Here is a 14,801-nt window from a genome sequence, read left to right as displayed (position 1 = left end):
GGGCGGCGGTAGATTGCCGATCATGGACATCGGTGAGCTTCAGGCCCGGGCGCGGCAGATCGCCGACCGGTACGACCGGCACCACGTCGACGCGGGTCGTAGGCCGTGGAGCACGGGCGAGCTGGCGCTCGGGTTCGTGGGCGATGTCGGTGACCTCGCCAAGCTGGTGCTGGCGGTCGACGGTCGGCGGGAGATCCCGGACGCCCGCGACCGGCGCGGCCACGAGCTCGCAGACTGCCTCTGGTCCGTCCTCGTCCTCGCCGACCGGTACGACGTCGACCTGGTCGCCGAGTTCGGGAAGATGACCGACGGGATCGAGCGGCACCTGGGGTGATTCCCGCACCAGATCAGCCGAGCCCGGCCGCCTCGCGGAGCAGGGCGATGTCGTGGTGGTCCACCGCGCCTGCCGTCCGGCCGGATCGCCACCGGGTGCACGTCGACCTTCCGGCCGTCCGGTGCGGTCAGCTCGGCGTGGACCCGTCGAGCAGCGCGGTCACCTGAGCCCCGTTCACGCGGCGATCTTGTCAGACTGGTCGCCTGCCACGCCAACGGGAGAGGACTGCGATGCGCAAGATCATCGTGTGGATGTCGGTGTCCCTCGACGGCTTCTTCGAGGGACCGAACCACGAACTCGACTGGCAAAAGGTCGACGACGAGCTGCACCAGCACTTCAACGACGAGCTGTCCCGGATGAGCGCCTTCCTGGACGGCCGCCGGACCTACGAGCTGATGGCCGGGTTCTGGCCGACCGCCGATCAGGATCCGGGCAGCAGCGCGCCGACGCGGGAGTTCGCCGGGATCTGGCGGGACATGCCGAAGCTCGTCTACTCCCGGACCCTGGAGCGGGCCGACTGGAACAGCACCATCGTGCGGGAGGTCGTACCCGAGCAGGTGCTGGCCCTCAAGGCAGCGCCGGGCAGCGACATGGTGATCGGCGGCGCGGACCTCGCCGCGACCTTCCGCCGCCTGGACCTGATCGACGAATACCGGATCTACCTCCACCCGGTGGTCATCGGGCGGGGCAAGCCGCTGTTTCCGTCCGACACCCGACTCGACCTACGGCTTGTGGAGAGCCGGGCGTTCGGCAACGGTGTGGTGATGCTGCGATACGTCGACGAGCCCGCGCGCGCAGAGGCCGGGCGGGCCGATGGCTGACACCATGCTGCCGGACGCCCCGGCCGGACCGGTTGCCGTGGACGTGGCCGCGTGGCCGGCGAGCCTGGCGGAGTTCGCCGGGCCGGCCCGGGCGGCGCTGCCGCCGGAGGTCTGGGACTTCATCAACGGCGGCAGCGGCACCGAGACCACGCTGACCGCCAACCGGGCCGCTCTGGACCGGGTCGCCGTGCTGCCCCGGGTGCTGACCGGCGTGGACCGTCCGCGTACCGATGCGCCGCTGCTCGGCCGGGCGCAGGCGATGCCGGTGGCGGTCGCGCCCATGGCGTACCAGCGGCTGGTCCACCCCGACGGCGAGCCGGCGCTGGCCGCGGCGGCCGCAGCGGCCGGAGTGCCCTACGTGGCCAGCACGCTGAGCAGCACCCCGATCGAGGAGATCGCCGCGGCCGGCGACCAGGTCTGGTTTCAGCTCTACTGGCTGCGCGAGCGGGGCATGGTCGCCGACCTGCTGGACCGGGTGCACGCGGCCGGCTGCACCGCGCTGATGGTCACCGTCGACGTACCCATCCTCGGCCGACGGCTGCGCGACGTGCGCAACGGCTTCGCGCTGCCGCCGCACGTCACCGCCGCGAACCTGCCGGGCGGGCGGAACGACCTGGCACACCAGGGCACGCCAGGGGTGTCCGCCGTGTCCGCCGGCGCGGTCTTCGCGCCCGCGCTGAGCTGGGCCGACCTTGAGTGGCTGCGCGGCCGTACGCCGTTGCCGCTGCTGATCAAGGGGATCCTCGACCCGCGCGACGCGGTGCGCGCGGCGGAGGCCGGGGCGGCCGCGGTGGTGGTTTCCAACCACGGCGGACGCCAGCTCGACGGCGCGCCGGCCACCGTCACCGTACTGCCCGAGGTGGTGGCCGCGGTGGGGGAGCGGTGCGAGGTGCTGCTGGACAGCGGCGTACGCGGCGGGGTCGACGTGCTGCGCGCGCTGGCGCTCGGCGCGAGGGGCGTGCTGGTCGGCCGGCCGATGCTCTGGGCCCTGGCCGCCGGCGGGCGGGCCGGTGCCGAGGCGGCGCTGGCGCTGCTCGCCGCCGAGCTGCGCGACGCGCTCACCCTGACCGGCTGCGCCGACCCGGCCGCGGCCCGACAGCTGCGCACCCTGACCGGAGGCTGACCGCTGGCCGCCCGCCGACGAGCGGCCGTTGGCCGGTGCGGGGCGGCCCTGGTCAGCGGGAGTGTGGCCCCCTGATCTCGCCCGAGCCGCGGACGATCAGCCGGGTCGCCACCAGGTGGCTGGTGGGGTGCCACTGTTCGCCGTCGAGCCGCCGGAAGATGAGCGAGGCGGCGGTTCGGCCCATCTCGGACGGGTCCTGCGCGATCACCGTGACCGCCGGCGACAACAGGTCCGCCAGCGGGAAGTCGTCGAAGCCGACGAGGGCGACCTCGTGCTGGCGGCCGAGCTGCTGCAGGGCGCGGATGGCGCCGATGGTGACGATGTTCTGCGAGGTGAAAAGCGCGGTGGGGGCGGGGTCGGCGAGCAGCAGCCCGCGGACCGCTGCCTCGGAGTCCCGCTCGGTGTGCAGGTCGTGGACGATGGTGGCCGGCCGGATGCCGTGGTCGCTCAGCGCCTCCTTGAAGCCCTGGAACCGCTGCCGGGCGGTCGTGATCGTCCGCAGGTCGCCCAGGTACGCGATGTCGCGGTGCCCGTGCGCGACGAGATGGTGGACGGCCATGGCGGCGCCGTGGTGGTTGTCCGCGAGCACGGCGTCGACCGACAGGCCGACCGGCGGCCGGTCCACGAACACCACCGGCGTCCCGTCGTTGACCTCGCGCCCGAGGTAGCTCTGGTCGTCGCTGGCCGGCACCACGACCAGGGCGTCGGCCTGCCGGGCGCGGAAGGCGCGCACCAGGTCGCGTTCGCGGTCGGGATCCTCGTCCACGCTGCCCGCGAAGATCAGCACGCCGCGCTCCCGGGCGGCGTCCTCCAACGCGCGGTGCAGGACCGCGGAGAACGGGTTGGCCAGATCCTCCAGGACCGCCGCGATCGCCGCGCTCCGGCCGTTGGCGCGCCGGAGGCTGCTCGCGGTGAAGTTCGGCCGGTAGTCCAGTTGCGCGATCGCCCGCTGCACCGCGGCGGTCTTCGGTGCGGAGACCCCCGCCTCCCCGTTGACCACCCGCGAGACGGTCTTCGGGCTCACACCCGCGAGCAGAGCGACGTCCCGGAGCGTGGGTCGGGTCCTGCCGCTTGGCGACGTAGCGGAGACGGCGGCATGCATGAGCGCTCCTACCGGGCGGGGTGGTGAGGTGCGGGATCGGGGGCCACGCCTGTACGCCGGTGGCCCCCGCCCGAAGGGCTCCACCGTGGGCGAATCCTGCGCGCCCCTGACATCGATGTCAAGAGTTGCCGGCGAGTTACGAGCTGGTTATGCGAAACCTTCGGTCAAGGCATTGACATCTGTCCGATGCGGGCCCGAGACTGCGCTGACATCGTTGTCAATCCCGCCCCGGCCCGCCGGGGAGTCCCCCAGGGAGAACACATGATCCAGCGCAATGGCCGCCGCCGCGCCGCCTTACTGATCGCCGCCACGGCGGTGAGCAGCATGGTCGTCAGCGGGTGCGGTGACAGCTCGGGCGGCGGCTCCGGAGACGGTGGCAAGAGCATCGCCGTCTCGCTGATCACCAAGAACTCCACGAACCCGTTCTTCGTCGCCATGCAGAACGGCGCGAAGAAGGCCGCCGAGGCCGAGGGCGTGAAGCTCACCGTGGCCGCCGGCAAGGAGGACGGCGACGAGGCCGGGCAGGTGCAGGCGATCGAGAATGCGATCGCCCGCGGCGACGACGGAATCCTCATCACCCCGACCGGCCCCGGCGTCAACCCGGCGATCAAGAAGGCGCGGGACGCCGGCCTCTACGTCATCGCGCTGGACACCCCGCCCGACCCGGCGGACACCGTGGACATCACGTTCGCCACCGACAACTTCAAGGCCGGTGAGCTGATCGGCAAGTGGACGGCCGCGCAGCTCGCGGGCAAGCCCGCGACCATCGCCCTGCTGGACCTGTTCAACGACAAGATCGTCTCCGTCGACTACAACCGGGACCAGGGCTTCCTGACCGGCATGGGCATCGACACCGCCGACAAGAAGAAGAACGGCGACGAGGCGAAGACGGGCAGCTACTCGGGCGGCACCTACACGATCGCCTGCAACGAACCGACCAACGGCGCCGAGGACGGCGGCCGGACGGCGATGGAGAACTGCCTCACCAAGAACCCCGACATCAACGTGGTCTACACCATCAACGAGCCGGCCGCGGTCGGCGCGCACAAGGCGCTGCAGGCCGCGGGCAAGACCCAGGGCGTGCTGATCGTCTCCGTCGACGGTGGCTGCGACGGCGTACGGCAGGTCAAGGACGGCGTCATCGGCGCCACCTCGCAGCAGTACCCGCTGAAGATGGCCGAGCTGGGCGTGCAGGCGATCAAGAAGATCGCGAACGACGGGGAGAAGCCGAAGGTCTCCGACGGCCTCGACTTCTTCGACACCGGCGTCGCCCTGGTCACCGACAAGACCGCCACCGGGGTCGAGAGCATCACCAGCACCGAGGGCACCCAGCGCTGCTGGGGCTGAGCCACCGCCGCCACGGTCGGGGCGCCGGGGCATCCTCCGCTCCGCGCCCTCGACCGGGCAGTCCGTCCGCCACCGCCGACAACGGCAGGGAGCCCGCCGTGACCACCACGACCCCACCGACCACCGCAGCGCAGCAGTTCGCCCTGCGCCGGCACTCGCCAGTGCAGCGCCTCCAGCATCTGCTGCACGCGCACCCCGCGATCAGCCCGTTCCTCGTGCTGGTCGGATCGTTCGTCGTCTTCGCCACCCTCAACCCGCGCTTCGCCTCGCCGAACTCGCTGTCGCTCGTCCTGCAGCAGGTGGCCGTCATCGGAGCGCTCGCGGTCGGGCAGACACTGATCATCCTGACCGCGGGCATCGACCTGTCGGTCGGCGCCATCGTGATCCTGGCCATGATGCTCTCGGCCAAGCTGGCCGAGGAGCAGGGACTGCCGGGCGTCCTCGCCATCGTCCTGGCCATCGCGGTCGGCGCCGCCGCGGGAGCGCTCAACGGGGCGCTGGTGACGCGGCTGAAGCTGCCGCCATTCATCGTCACCCTCGGTACGCTCAGCGTCTTCACCGCGATCGGGCTGCTCTACTCGAGCGGACAGAGCGTCCAGGCCACCGACCTTCCGGCGGTGCTCAGCTGGACCGGCGAATCCTTCCCGGTGGGCCGGTTCCGGATCACCGCCGGCGTCGTCGCGGTCGTCATCCTCTACCTCGTGGTGGGCTTCGCCCTGGCCAAGACCGCCTGGGGTCGACACGTCTACGCGGTGGGTGACGACAAGGAGGCCGCCCGCCTCGCCGGCATCCGGGTCGACCGGGTGCTCCTGAGCGTGTACGTCGTCGCCGGCGCCATCTACGGCATCACCGCCTGGATCCTGATCGGACGCGCCGGCGCGGCCAGCCCGAACGCCATCACCGACGCCAACCTGGAGAGCATCACCGCCGTGGTCATCGGCGGCACCAGTCTCTTCGGTGGCCGCGGGGCGGTGCTCGGCACCCTGCTCGGCGCGCTGATCGTCGGTTTCTTCCGCAGCGGCCTCTCCCTCGCCGGGGTCGACGACCAGTACCGCGTACTCGCCGTCGGCGTGCTGGTGATCCTCGCCGTGGCCGTGGACCAGTGGATCAGGAAGGTGAGGTCATGACCGCCACCACCACGCACATTCCCGCCGGGCGGGCCGGCGCGGCGGACAGCGACCAGCGCTCGCCGGTGCTGTCGGCCCGGGGCCTGGTCAAGACGTTCGGCAAGGTCGTCGGGCTCGACGGGGTGGATCTCGACCTGTACCCGGGCGAGGTGCTCGCCGTCATCGGGGACAACGGCGCGGGGAAGTCCACACTGATCAAGTGCCTGACCGGTGCCCTGACGCCCGACACCGGGGAACTGTTCCTGGAGGGGAAGCCGGCGCAGTTCAAGCGGCCGCAGGACGCCCGGGACGCCGGTATCGAGACCGTCTACCAGACGTTGGCGGTGGCGCCGGCGTTGGACATCGCGAGCAACCTCTTCCTGGGTCGGGAGAAGCGCCGGCGCGGCCCGCTCGGCTCGGTGTTCCGGATGCTCGACCAGAAGGGCATGCGCCGGGAGGCCGCGCAGGCCCTCGCCGATCTCGGCATCGGCACCCTGCAGAACGTGGCGCAGGCGGTCGAGACGCTGTCCGGAGGCCAGCGTCAGGCCGTGTCGGTGGCCCGGGCCGCGGCCTTCGGCAGCAAGGTGATCGTGCTGGACGAGCCCACCGCGGCGCTCGGGGTCAAGGAGTCCAACCAGGTGCTCCGGATGATCGAGGAGGTTCGCGAGCGGGGGCTCCCGGTCATCCTGATCAGCCACAACATGCCGCACGTGTTCGAGGTCGCCGACCGCATCCACATCCAGCGGCTGGGCCGCTGCGCCGGCGTGGTTACGCCGGCGTCGCACACGATGCCGGAGGTGGTGGCCATCATGACCGGCGCGACCACCCTCGAGGAGACGCCGGGCCGGACGGCGGGCTGAGAACTGGCTGTGGAGCTGGTCGGGGCACCGCGCGGTGCCGGGAAGGGAAGACTGTGATCTCGGTTGTCGGCGAGAGCCTGGTGGATCTGATCGAGGATCCGTCGGGCGAGGTGATCGCCCATCCCGGGGGCAGCCCGGCGAACGTCGCCGTGGCGCTCGCCCGCCTCGGCCAGCCAACCACCCTGCTGACCCAGCACGGCGACGACGCACACGGGCGGCTGCTCCGGGACCATCTGGCCGGCAGCGGCGTACGGCTGGATCCCGCGTCGGTGCCGGACCTGCCCAGCACCAGCGTGGCCCGGAGCCGGGTGGGTGCGGACGGGCAGGCCCGGTACGACTTCAGCATCGCCTGGCGGTCCTTTCCGGACCGGACCGGCGTGGGGACGGGCAGCCGCTGCCTGCACACCGGCTCGCTCGCCACCGTCCTGCAGCCGGGCGCCGACGACGTGCTGGCGCTGGTCCGGGAGCGGCGGGCGACGACGATGATCAGCTACGACCCGAACTGCCGGCCGTCCCTGATGGGCGACCGGAGCACGGCCCGGCACCGGGTCGAGGAGCTGGTGGCGGCGAGTGACCTCGTCAAGGTCAGCCTGGAGGATCTGGCCTGGCTCCACCCGGAACGCGGGCACCAGCGGGTGGCGCGGGAGTGGCTGGAGCGAGGCCCCGTCCTCGTGGTGGTCACCCGCGGCGACGGCGGGGCGTGGGCGGTCAGCCGAGGCGGTGAGGTGCAGGTGGACGCCCGACCGGTGCGGGTGGTGGACACCGTCGGAGCCGGTGACGCGTTCACGGCCGGGCTGCTGGCCGCGCTGAGTGAGCGGGACCTGCTCGGCGCCGCGCGGCGGACCGCCCTCGGCGCCGTCGGCCGGGACACGGTCGCCGCCGTACTCGCGGAGGCGGCCCACGTCGCCGCCCTGACCTGTGCCCGACGGGGAGCCGATCCGCCGACGCGGGCCGAGCTGGCGGCGGACCTGGCCGGTTCGCGGCCCGGAACCTGAGCGCCGGTAGGTGCGGCGGTGACCAGCTTGCGGTGTCGCACCATACTGGACGAATGGTTGCCTGGGAGTACGCGCTGCTGGTCCGCCGATATCAGGCACAGGGCCGCAATTTCACCGTCTCGTTCGTCTGGTACGGCCCGGACGGGTCCCGGCGGGACATCACGGCGTACGGCGACACGGCGATCGCACACCTCAACCGGGCCGGCCGGGAGGGCTGGGAGCTGGTCTCCGCCGCCGAGGACGTGAACAACGTCCAGGGCAGCACCGAGGTGCACCGGTACCACCTCAAGCGCCCGGTCGGCTGAGCGACTACCGTGACCTCCCACCACCGCTGCCGAACCGGGCGGTGGTGGGAGGAGGAGCAGTGAGCCGGTACGTCGTCGGGGTGGACTTCGGCACGCTCTCCGGCCGCGCGGTCGTGGTCGACGTCGCCGACGGCATCGAGCGCGGCAGCGCGGTCCACCCGTACCGGCACGGGGCGATCACCGAGCGGCTGCCGGACGGGCCGTCGCTGCCCCCGGACTGGGCGCTGCAGGACCCGGCCGACCACCGTGAGGTGCTGCGGGTGGCCGTCCCCGCCGCCGTCCGCGCGGCCGGGATCGACCCGGCCGAGGTGATCGGCATCGGCCTCGACGCGACCTCCTGCACGGTGCTGCCCAGCCTCGCCGACGGCACTCCGCTCGCTGAGCTGCCCGAGCTGCGGGACCGGCCGCACGCCTGGCCGAAGCTCTGGAAGCACCACGCGGCGCAGCGGCAGGCCGACCGGATCAACGCCCTCGCCCGGGAGCGCGCCGAGCCGTGGCTGGCCCGCTACGGCGGCCGGGTCTCCGCGGAGTGGCAGCTCGCCAAGGCGCTGCAGGTGCTGGAGGAGGACCCGGAGGTCTTTCGCCGCGCCGAGCGCTGGATCGAGACCGCCGACTGGCTGGTCTGGCGGCTCTGCGGCCGGGAGACCCGCAACGTCTCCGCCGCCGGGTTCAAGGGGCTGCGTCAGGACGGCCGCTACCCGAGCCCGAAGTTCCTCGCCGCGCTGCACCCGGGCCTGCCCGACCTGCTGCCCAAGGTCGACGGGCCGCCCGCCCCGCTCGGTGCCCGGGCCGGCGGGCTCACCCCCGAGGCGGCCCGGTGGACCGGGCTCCCGGAGGGCGTCGCGGTGGCCGTCGGCACCATCGACGCGCACGTCACCGCGGCCGCCGCCCGCTCGGTCGCGCCGGGGCGGATGCTCGCCGTGCTCGGCACCTCCACCTGCCTGATCATGAACTCGGACACCTGTCACGAGGTGCCGGGTGTCTGCGGTGTCGTCGAGGGCGGCGTCACCGCCGGCGGCTGGGGCTACGAGGCGGGGCAGAGCGGCGTGGGGGACATCTTCGCGTGGTACGTCGAGCGGGCGCTCCCCGCGCCGTACGCCGACCGGGCGCGGCGCCTCGGTGTCTCGCCGTACGAACTGCTGGACACCCTCGTGGCGGAGCAGCCGGTCGGCGGACACGGGCTGCTCGCGCTGGACTGGCACAGCGGCAACCGGTCGGTGCTGATGGACCACGAGCTGAGCGGGGTGCTGGTCGGGCTGACCCTGGCCACCCGGCCGGAGGAGATCTGGCGGGCGCTGCTGGAGGCGACGGCGTTCGGCGCGCGGACGGTCGTCGAGGCGTTCACCGCGGCGGGGGTGCCGGTCGACGAGCTGACCGCCGCTGGCGGGCTCACCCGCAGCCGGCTGCTGCTGCGCAGCTACGCCGACGTGCTGCGCCGGCCACTGCACGTGGTGGACACCGAGCACCCGGCCGCCCTTGGCGCGGCGATCCATGCCGCAGTGGCCGCCGGGGCGTACCCGGACGTGGAGACGGCGTCGGAGGCGATGGGTGCCGCCCACCGCGAGACCTGGCACCCGGACCCGGCCCGCGCCGCCAGCTACGACGAGCTGTACGCCGAGTACCGCGCCCTCCACGACCACTTCGGCCGCGGAGGAACGAAGGTTCTCCACCACCTCCGCACCCTCCGCAACCGCGCCCTCCGCCGCTGACCTCCCCCACCGCCCGCCCCGCCCGACCACAGTTGATCAAGAGGTTTTGGTGCGGAAACCCGCGCCTCCAGGACGCAAACTTCTTGATCACCGCGAGGAGGCGTGCGGGTGACGCGGGAGACGGCGACGCCCCGCGCGGCGTGGGCCGGGCGGGGCGTCGGGGTAGCGCGAGACGGCTCGGGGTCAGCCGAGGTCGACGGCGGGGTAGAGGGGGAAGCCGGCGAGCAGGTCGCTGGCCTGCTTGCTGACCCGGTCCGCGACCGCCGCGTCCAGCACGTACTTCGCCTTCGACGGGGTGCCGTCCGGGTTGGCGCCCGACCGGGTCTGGCTGAGCACGGTGTGGATCAGCTCGGCCGTCTCGTCCATTTGCGCCGCGCCCAGGCCGCGGGTGGTCAGCGCCGGGGTGCCGATCCGGATGCCCGAGGTGTACCAGGCGCCGTTCGGGTCCTGCGGGACCGCGTTGCGGTTGGTGACGATGCCCGAGTCGAGCAGCGCCTGCTCGGCCTGCCGGCCGGTGAGGCCGTACCCGGAGACGTCGATCAGGACCAGGTGGTTGTCGGTGCCGCCGGTGACGAGCTTGGCGCCCCGGCGCAGCAGCCCGTCGGCGAGCGCCTGGGCGTTGTCGACGATCCGCTGGGCGTAGTCGGGGAAGTCGGGGCGGCGGGCCTCGGCGAGGGCGACCGCTTTGGCGGCCATGACGTGCGGCAGCGGGCCGCCGAGCACCATCGGGCAGCCCCGGTCGACCTGGTCGGCCAGCTCCGGCTGGCACAGCACCAGGCCGCCACGCGGGCCGCGCAGCGACTTGTGGGTGGTGGTGGTGACGATGTGCGCGTGCGGCACCGGGTCGAAGTCGCCCGTGAAGACCTTGCCCGCGACCAGGCCGGCGAAGTGCGCCATGTCGACCATGAAGGTGGCCCCGACGGAGTCGGCGATCTCCCGCATGATCCGGAAGTTGATCTTCCGGGGGTACGCCGAGTAGCCGGCCACCAGGATCAGCGGCTTGAACTCGCGGGCCGCCTCGGCGACCTTGTCGTAGTCGACGAGGCCGGTGGCCGGGTCGGTGCCGTAGCTGCGCTGGTCGAACATCTTGCCGGAGATGTTCGGCCGGAAGCCGTGGGTGAGGTGGCCGCCGGCGTCCAGCGACATGCCGAGCATCCGCTGGTTGCCCAGCTCCCGACGCAGCGCGAACCAGTCCGCCTCGGTGAGGTCGTTGACCTGGCGTACCTGGGCCTTCTTGAGCGCGGGGGACTCGACCCGGTCGGCCAGGATGGCCCAGAACGCGACCAGGTTGGCGTCGATGCCGGAGTGCGGCTGCACGTACGCGTGGGCGGCGCCGAACAGCTCCCGGGCGTGCTCGGCGGCGAGCGCCTCGACGGTGTCGACGTTCTGGCAGCCGGCGTAGAAGCGGCGGCCGATCGTGCCCTCGGCGTACTTGTCGCTGAACCAGTTGCCCATGGCCAGCAGGGTGGCCGGGGAGGCGTAGTTCTCGCTGGCGATGAGCTTGAGCGACTCGCGCTGGTCGGCCAGCTCCGCCCGGATGGCGTCGGCCACCCGCGGCTCGACTGCGCGGATCACCTCCAGCGCGCTGCGGAAGGCGGTGGATTCGGCGTTCAGCGACATGTGACCTCCTACTGACGTGCGGAAGGCCCAGGCGCTCGGCGTGCGTCCTTGCGACGGGACCGCTCCCCGATGGTGCTCCATCCCCACGCGCCAGTCACGGCCCGCGCCGATCCTACCGGGTCCGGGTCCACACGAACGGCGCGGCCGACCCCGGACAGGACGACGGGACCCGGGCCCGCCGGGTCCCGCGCCACGGCTCCCCAGGTCAGGCCGTCACCGCGTCCAGCGACTTCTTGAGCGCCTTCGGCGCGGCCGGGGTCTTCGGCGCCTTCTTCCGCAGTTCGATCATGCGCTCGCCGATCTCCTGCAGCTGGCTACGCCCGAGCGCCTCGCGCACCTTCGGGAACCACTCTTCCTCCTCCTCCTGGACGTGGTGCAGCACGCTCTCGATCAACACGGTCGTCTTGGCGTTGTACCGCTCGTCGTCCGGGTTCATGGTGAAGAGCTCGAAGCAGAGCACGTCCGCGACGTGGTGCTCCTCGTACGACTCCAGGATGTCGTCCTCGACGTCCGGCACGAGCTTGCGGACCTCGGGATACATGACCTCGTTCTCAAGGTACGTGTGCACCGTCAGCGCCTCGAGGATCTGCTTGACCAGCTTCTGGCGCTCGCTCGCCGGCCCCTCCTCGGCGTCCTGGAAGGCCTTGAACAGGCGGCGGATCTCCTTGTGGTCGTCCTTGAGCAGCACGATGGCGTCGGTGGACACCGGTACCTCCTTGGGTCTGGGCGGGTGTGCTCCCACTACCCCCGGTGCAAGCTGCAAAAACGGATGGGGCCCGGCGATGTCCGCCGGGCCCCACTCGCCTCTTGCCGCCGGCCGGCAGCGGCCCGGAGCAGCGCGTGATCACCGGGGCCTCAGACCGGTTCGGCATGGACCTCGTCCTCCCGGGTCCGCCGCGCGCCCCGCCGACGCAGGTGGGCGACGTCGTTGAACACGTCCAGCGTCAGCCGCCCCTCGCCGTCGGCAGACCAGCCGGTGACCGAGCAGTTGGCGATCCGGTGCGCTTCGGCCATTGCCATCAGCTCGGCCTCGGTGAGCCCCTCCACCAGGTATCGGAGCGTGAAGACCAGGGCGTCGTGGCCGAAGAGCAGCACCCGCCCGCCCTCGTGGTCACGGCGCAGGTCGCCGAGGAGCGCGCGCAGCCGCAGCGCCACGTCCGTCCAGGACTCCCCGCCCGGCGGCCGGTGGTAGAACTTGCCCAGCCGGGCCCGGCGCTCCGCCTCCGCCGGGAACCGTTGCCGCACCCCGTGCTCGGTCAGCCCGTCGAGGATGCCCAACTCGCGGTCGCGCAGCCGCTCGTCCCGGCTGACCGGGATGCCGCTTCCGGCCAGGGCCAGCTCGGCGGTCTGCGCCGCCCGCACGTACGGCGACACCACCGCCACGTCCGGGCGTCGCGCCTCGGGCAGACCGGCGAGCCAGCGGCCGGTGGCCCGGGCCTGCTCCTCCCCGGTCGCCGACAGCGGAACGTCCGCGTCCCGGTGGTTCAGATCGATCAGCTCCGCACCGGACGCCTCCGCCTGGCTCGCCACGACGTTCGCCGTGCTCTCGCCGTGCCGCACGATCCAGAGCGCTGCCAGTTCCGCCATGCGGCAACCGGTACCCCGGCCGGTGCGGGGTAACCGTGGCGGTCGGCGGCGGGGCCCCGGGTGGGCCGGGGGCGTGAACCGGCCGAAGCCGGGTAAGCGCTGGCGCCACCGGAAGTCGAGACATGGGGAGGTACGCCGTGGCGACCATGACCAAGGAACAGATGAGCCCGGTGCGGGACAAGAACTACGACCTGCTCCACACCCTGCAGATGTCGCTGGAGAACATCTACCGGATGGACACGTACATCTCCGACGCGGAGGAGCGGGGCGACACCGAGCTCGCCAACTGGTTCCGCAAGATCCAGGAGAACAACCGCAAGGCGGGTGACCAGGGCAAGCAGATGCTCATGACGCGGATGCAGCAGGAAGGACGCTGAGCACCGGCGCCGCCGGGGCCGGACGGACATTCCTCGTCGCGCCCGGTCCCGGCAACCGCGACACCGCCCACCGGACTGTCGCCGGCCCGACTGACCGCTGCCCGGCACGGGACAGCGGCCGGACCCGTCGACGGAGGAGAATGTCTGCTCCGACACGACGGGATGGAGCTCCGATGACGGTCGTCAAGGGTCTGCGGGAAGCCCTCGTGCTCTTCAGCATCGCGGTGGTGCTGATCGCGGTCGGGGTGGGGATCTGGGTCGCGGTCAGCGGCGGGGACTTCACCCACCGGCTCGGCGTCGGGTGCATGGTGGTCGGCGCGCTGCTCGGGATGACCGGTGATCTGACCCTGAGCCGTATCGAGACGATGCCCGCGCGCTCGGTGTTCGGGCTCGCACCGGAGCGGGAGGGAGCCGGCGGCGGGCGCGTGCTCACCGGCGTCGGCATCTTCCTCTTCGTCGCGGTGCCGCTGATCGCCATCGGCATCCTGCTCGTCAGCTGACGACACGGCTGGCCCACGGCGTCGTACGGTGGGAGGCGTGGCGACGACGGCGGCCGAGGAGATCAAGGTAGGGGAGCGGGTGGTCCGGGTCTCCAGCCCTGACAAGCCGTACTTTCCGGAGCGCGGACTGACCAAGCTGGACGTGGTCCGCTACTTCATCTCCGTCGGCGACGGCATCCTGCGCGCCCTGCGGGACCGCCCGACGATGCTGGAGCGCTGGCCGCGCGGCGTCTTCGAGGGCGCGAAGATCGCCACCCGGCAGGACAACCGCGGGGACGCCTTCTACCAGAAGCGCCTCCCGGCCGGCGCGCCCGACTGGGTGCGGACCGCGCACATCACCTTCCCGAGCGGGCGGACCGCCGACGAGGTCGCGCCCAGCGAGCTGGCGGTGGTGATCTGGGCGGCCAACCTCGGCACGCTGCGCTTCCACCCGTGGCCGGTCTCGGCGGCCGACGTGGAGCACCCGGACCAGCTCCGGATCGACCTCGACCCGATGCCGGGGGTCGACTTCGCCCAGGTGGTGCCGGTGGCCCACGAGGTACGGGCGTTCCTCGACGAGCTGGGGCTGGTCGGCTATCCGAAGACCACCGGCGGCCGGGGCCTGCACGTCTACCTGTCGATCGAGCCCCGGTGGAGCTTCGGCGAGTGCCGGCGGGCGGTGCTGGCGCTGGGCCTCGAGATGCAGCGCCGGCTGCCGGAGCTGGTCACCACCACCTGGTGGCGGGAGCAGCGGGACCGGCCGGTCTTCGTGGACTACAACCAGATGGCCCGGGACCACACCGTGACCTCGGCCTACTCGATCCGGCCCACCCCGCAGGCGCTGGTCTCCGCGCCGCTGGACTGGTCGGAGCTGGACGACGCGCGGCCGGAGGACTTCGACCTGGTCTCCCTGCCGGGGCGGTTCGCCGAGCGCGGCGACCCGCACGCGGGCCTGGACGAGCGCCGCTTCTCCCTGGAACCGCTGCTGGAGCTGGCCGACCGGGAGGGGCTGGCGGCCCCGCCGGAACGCTGACCC

16 protein-coding genes and 1 riboswitch are annotated in these 14,801 nt (G+C 72.5%); of the genes, 12 read left to right on the top strand and 4 right to left on the bottom strand.

What is annotated here, in order from left to right:
* The first annotated feature begins 22 nt into the window (after positions 1-22).
* The 3 genes from GA0070624_RS23435 (at position 23) to GA0070624_RS23425 (ending at position 2,278) form a co-directional block, all read left to right on the top strand.
* Positions 23-334 carry a nucleoside triphosphate pyrophosphohydrolase family protein gene (locus GA0070624_RS23435; protein ID WP_176731833.1) on the top strand — a complete coding sequence of 104 codons (312 nt, stop codon included), beginning with the start codon at positions 23-25 and terminating at the stop codon, positions 332-334.
* A 230-nt stretch (positions 335-564) separates the two neighbouring features.
* Positions 565-1,155 (top strand): dihydrofolate reductase family protein, encoded by a 591-nt coding sequence (locus GA0070624_RS23430; RefSeq protein WP_091344643.1) that lies wholly within the window; start codon positions 565-567, stop codon positions 1,153-1,155.
* A gap of 4 nt (positions 1,156-1,159) precedes the next feature.
* A complete protein-coding gene (locus GA0070624_RS23425; protein ID WP_091349609.1) occupies positions 1,160-2,278 on the top strand; it encodes an alpha-hydroxy acid oxidase in 1,119 nt (372 codons plus the stop codon).
* Positions 2,279-2,330: 52 nt separating this feature from the next.
* Here the strand turns inward: GA0070624_RS23425 and GA0070624_RS23420 are convergent, their stop codons facing one another.
* Positions 2,331-3,380 carry a LacI family DNA-binding transcriptional regulator gene (locus GA0070624_RS23420; RefSeq protein WP_091344640.1) on the bottom strand — a complete coding sequence of 350 codons (1,050 nt, stop codon included), beginning with the start codon at positions 3,378-3,380 and terminating at the stop codon, positions 2,331-2,333.
* 261 nt (positions 3,381-3,641) lie between these two features.
* Between GA0070624_RS23420 and GA0070624_RS23415 the strand changes: the two genes are divergently transcribed.
* The 6 genes from GA0070624_RS23415 to GA0070624_RS23390 all read left to right on the top strand — a co-directional run bounded on the left by GA0070624_RS23415 (position 3,642) and on the right by GA0070624_RS23390 (position 9,702).
* Positions 3,642-4,727 (top strand): substrate-binding domain-containing protein, encoded by a 1,086-nt coding sequence (locus tag GA0070624_RS23415; RefSeq protein ID WP_091344638.1) that lies wholly within the window; start codon positions 3,642-3,644, stop codon positions 4,725-4,727.
* Between the two features lie 98 nt (positions 4,728-4,825).
* Entirely contained in the window at positions 4,826-5,854 is a 1,029-nt protein-coding gene (locus tag GA0070624_RS23410) for an ABC transporter permease (protein WP_091344636.1), read from the top strand.
* Positions 5,851-6,693 (top strand): ATP-binding cassette domain-containing protein, encoded by an 843-nt coding sequence (locus GA0070624_RS23405; RefSeq protein WP_091344634.1) that lies wholly within the window; start codon positions 5,851-5,853, stop codon positions 6,691-6,693. Before GA0070624_RS23410 ends, GA0070624_RS23405 begins: the two co-directional genes overlap by 4 nt.
* Positions 6,694-6,746: 53 nt before the next feature.
* On the top strand, positions 6,747-7,688 hold the full coding sequence (locus GA0070624_RS23400; RefSeq protein WP_091344631.1) for a carbohydrate kinase family protein: 942 nt from the start codon (positions 6,747-6,749) through the stop codon (positions 7,686-7,688).
* Positions 7,689-7,741: 53 nt separating this feature from the next.
* On the top strand, positions 7,742-7,993 hold the full coding sequence (locus GA0070624_RS23395; RefSeq protein ID WP_091344629.1) for a hypothetical protein: 252 nt from the start codon (positions 7,742-7,744) through the stop codon (positions 7,991-7,993).
* A gap of 59 nt (positions 7,994-8,052) precedes the next feature.
* Positions 8,053-9,702, top strand: coding sequence for a ribulokinase (locus GA0070624_RS23390; protein WP_091344627.1), 1,650 nt, complete (start codon positions 8,053-8,055; stop codon positions 9,700-9,702).
* 183 nt (positions 9,703-9,885) lie between these two features.
* Here GA0070624_RS23390 and GA0070624_RS23385 read toward each other — a convergent pair whose 3' ends face one another.
* From GA0070624_RS23385 to GA0070624_RS23375, 3 genes are all read right to left on the bottom strand, one after another.
* Positions 9,886-11,322, bottom strand: a complete 1,437-nt coding sequence (locus GA0070624_RS23385) for a glycine hydroxymethyltransferase (protein ID WP_091344625.1) — start codon at positions 11,320-11,322, stop codon at positions 9,886-9,888.
* An 18-nt stretch (positions 11,323-11,340) separates the two neighbouring features.
* A riboswitch (ZMP/ZTP riboswitch) is annotated at positions 11,341-11,430 on the bottom strand.
* Positions 11,431-11,527: 97 nt separating this feature from the next.
* The gene (locus tag GA0070624_RS23380; RefSeq protein ID WP_091344622.1) at positions 11,528-12,028 is read right to left on the bottom strand and encodes a hemerythrin domain-containing protein; all 501 of its coding nucleotides are present in this window, start codon (positions 12,026-12,028) and stop codon (positions 11,528-11,530) included.
* Positions 12,029-12,177: 149 nt separating this feature from the next.
* Complete coding sequence (locus GA0070624_RS23375; protein ID WP_091344620.1) at positions 12,178-12,909, bottom strand: histidine phosphatase family protein; 732 nt, start codon at positions 12,907-12,909, stop codon at positions 12,178-12,180.
* Positions 12,910-13,055: 146 nt separating this feature from the next.
* On the opposite strand from GA0070624_RS23375, the gene GA0070624_RS23370 reads away from it, so the two are divergent.
* The 3 genes from GA0070624_RS23370 (at position 13,056) to GA0070624_RS23360 (ending at position 14,798) form a co-directional block, all read left to right on the top strand.
* On the top strand, positions 13,056-13,286 hold the full coding sequence (locus GA0070624_RS23370) for a hypothetical protein (protein ID WP_091349605.1): 231 nt from the start codon (positions 13,056-13,058) through the stop codon (positions 13,284-13,286).
* A gap of 173 nt (positions 13,287-13,459) precedes the next feature.
* Positions 13,460-13,786, top strand: coding sequence for a hypothetical protein (locus GA0070624_RS23365; RefSeq protein WP_091344618.1), 327 nt, complete (start codon positions 13,460-13,462; stop codon positions 13,784-13,786).
* Between the two features lie 28 nt (positions 13,787-13,814).
* Positions 13,815-14,798 carry a DNA polymerase domain-containing protein gene (locus tag GA0070624_RS23360; protein ID WP_091344616.1) on the top strand — a complete coding sequence of 328 codons (984 nt, stop codon included), beginning with the start codon at positions 13,815-13,817 and terminating at the stop codon, positions 14,796-14,798.
* Positions 14,799-14,801: the final 3 nt, after the last annotated feature.

It is taken from the genome of Micromonospora rhizosphaerae (assembly GCF_900091465.1).
Classification (GTDB): domain Bacteria; phylum Actinomycetota; class Actinomycetes; order Mycobacteriales; family Micromonosporaceae; genus Micromonospora; species Micromonospora rhizosphaerae.
Note: the sequence above shows the minus strand (reverse complement) of the source record. Positions and strands in the feature narration are given on the sequence as shown.

Bases quoted from the DNA above. Each gene is read 5' to 3' on its own strand.
- GA0070624_RS23435 (WP_176731833.1), top strand. From the start codon at position 23: ATGGACATCGGTGAGCTTCAGGCCCGGGCGCGGCAGATCGCCGACCGG.
- GA0070624_RS23365 (WP_091344618.1), top strand. From the start codon at position 13,460: ATGACGGTCGTCAAGGGTCTGCGGGAAGCCCTCGTGCTCTTCAGCATC.
- GA0070624_RS23405 (WP_091344634.1), top strand. From the start codon at position 5,851: ATGACCGCCACCACCACGCACATTCCCGCCGGGCGGGCCGGCGCGGCG.
- GA0070624_RS23370 (WP_091349605.1), top strand. From the start codon at position 13,056: ATGACCAAGGAACAGATGAGCCCGGTGCGGGACAAGAACTACGACCTG.
- GA0070624_RS23415 (WP_091344638.1), top strand. From the start codon at position 3,642: ATGATCCAGCGCAATGGCCGCCGCCGCGCCGCCTTACTGATCGCCGCC.
- GA0070624_RS23430 (WP_091344643.1), top strand. From the start codon at position 565: ATGCGCAAGATCATCGTGTGGATGTCGGTGTCCCTCGACGGCTTCTTC.
- GA0070624_RS23385 (WP_091344625.1), bottom strand. From the start codon at position 11,322: ATGTCGCTGAACGCCGAATCCACCGCCTTCCGCAGCGCGCTGGAGGTG.
- GA0070624_RS23425 (WP_091349609.1), top strand. From the start codon at position 1,160: ATGCTGCCGGACGCCCCGGCCGGACCGGTTGCCGTGGACGTGGCCGCG.
- GA0070624_RS23395 (WP_091344629.1), top strand. From the start codon at position 7,742: ATGGTTGCCTGGGAGTACGCGCTGCTGGTCCGCCGATATCAGGCACAG.
- GA0070624_RS23375 (WP_091344620.1), bottom strand. From the start codon at position 12,909: ATGGCGGAACTGGCAGCGCTCTGGATCGTGCGGCACGGCGAGAGCACG.
- GA0070624_RS23420 (WP_091344640.1), bottom strand. From the start codon at position 3,380: ATGCATGCCGCCGTCTCCGCTACGTCGCCAAGCGGCAGGACCCGACCC.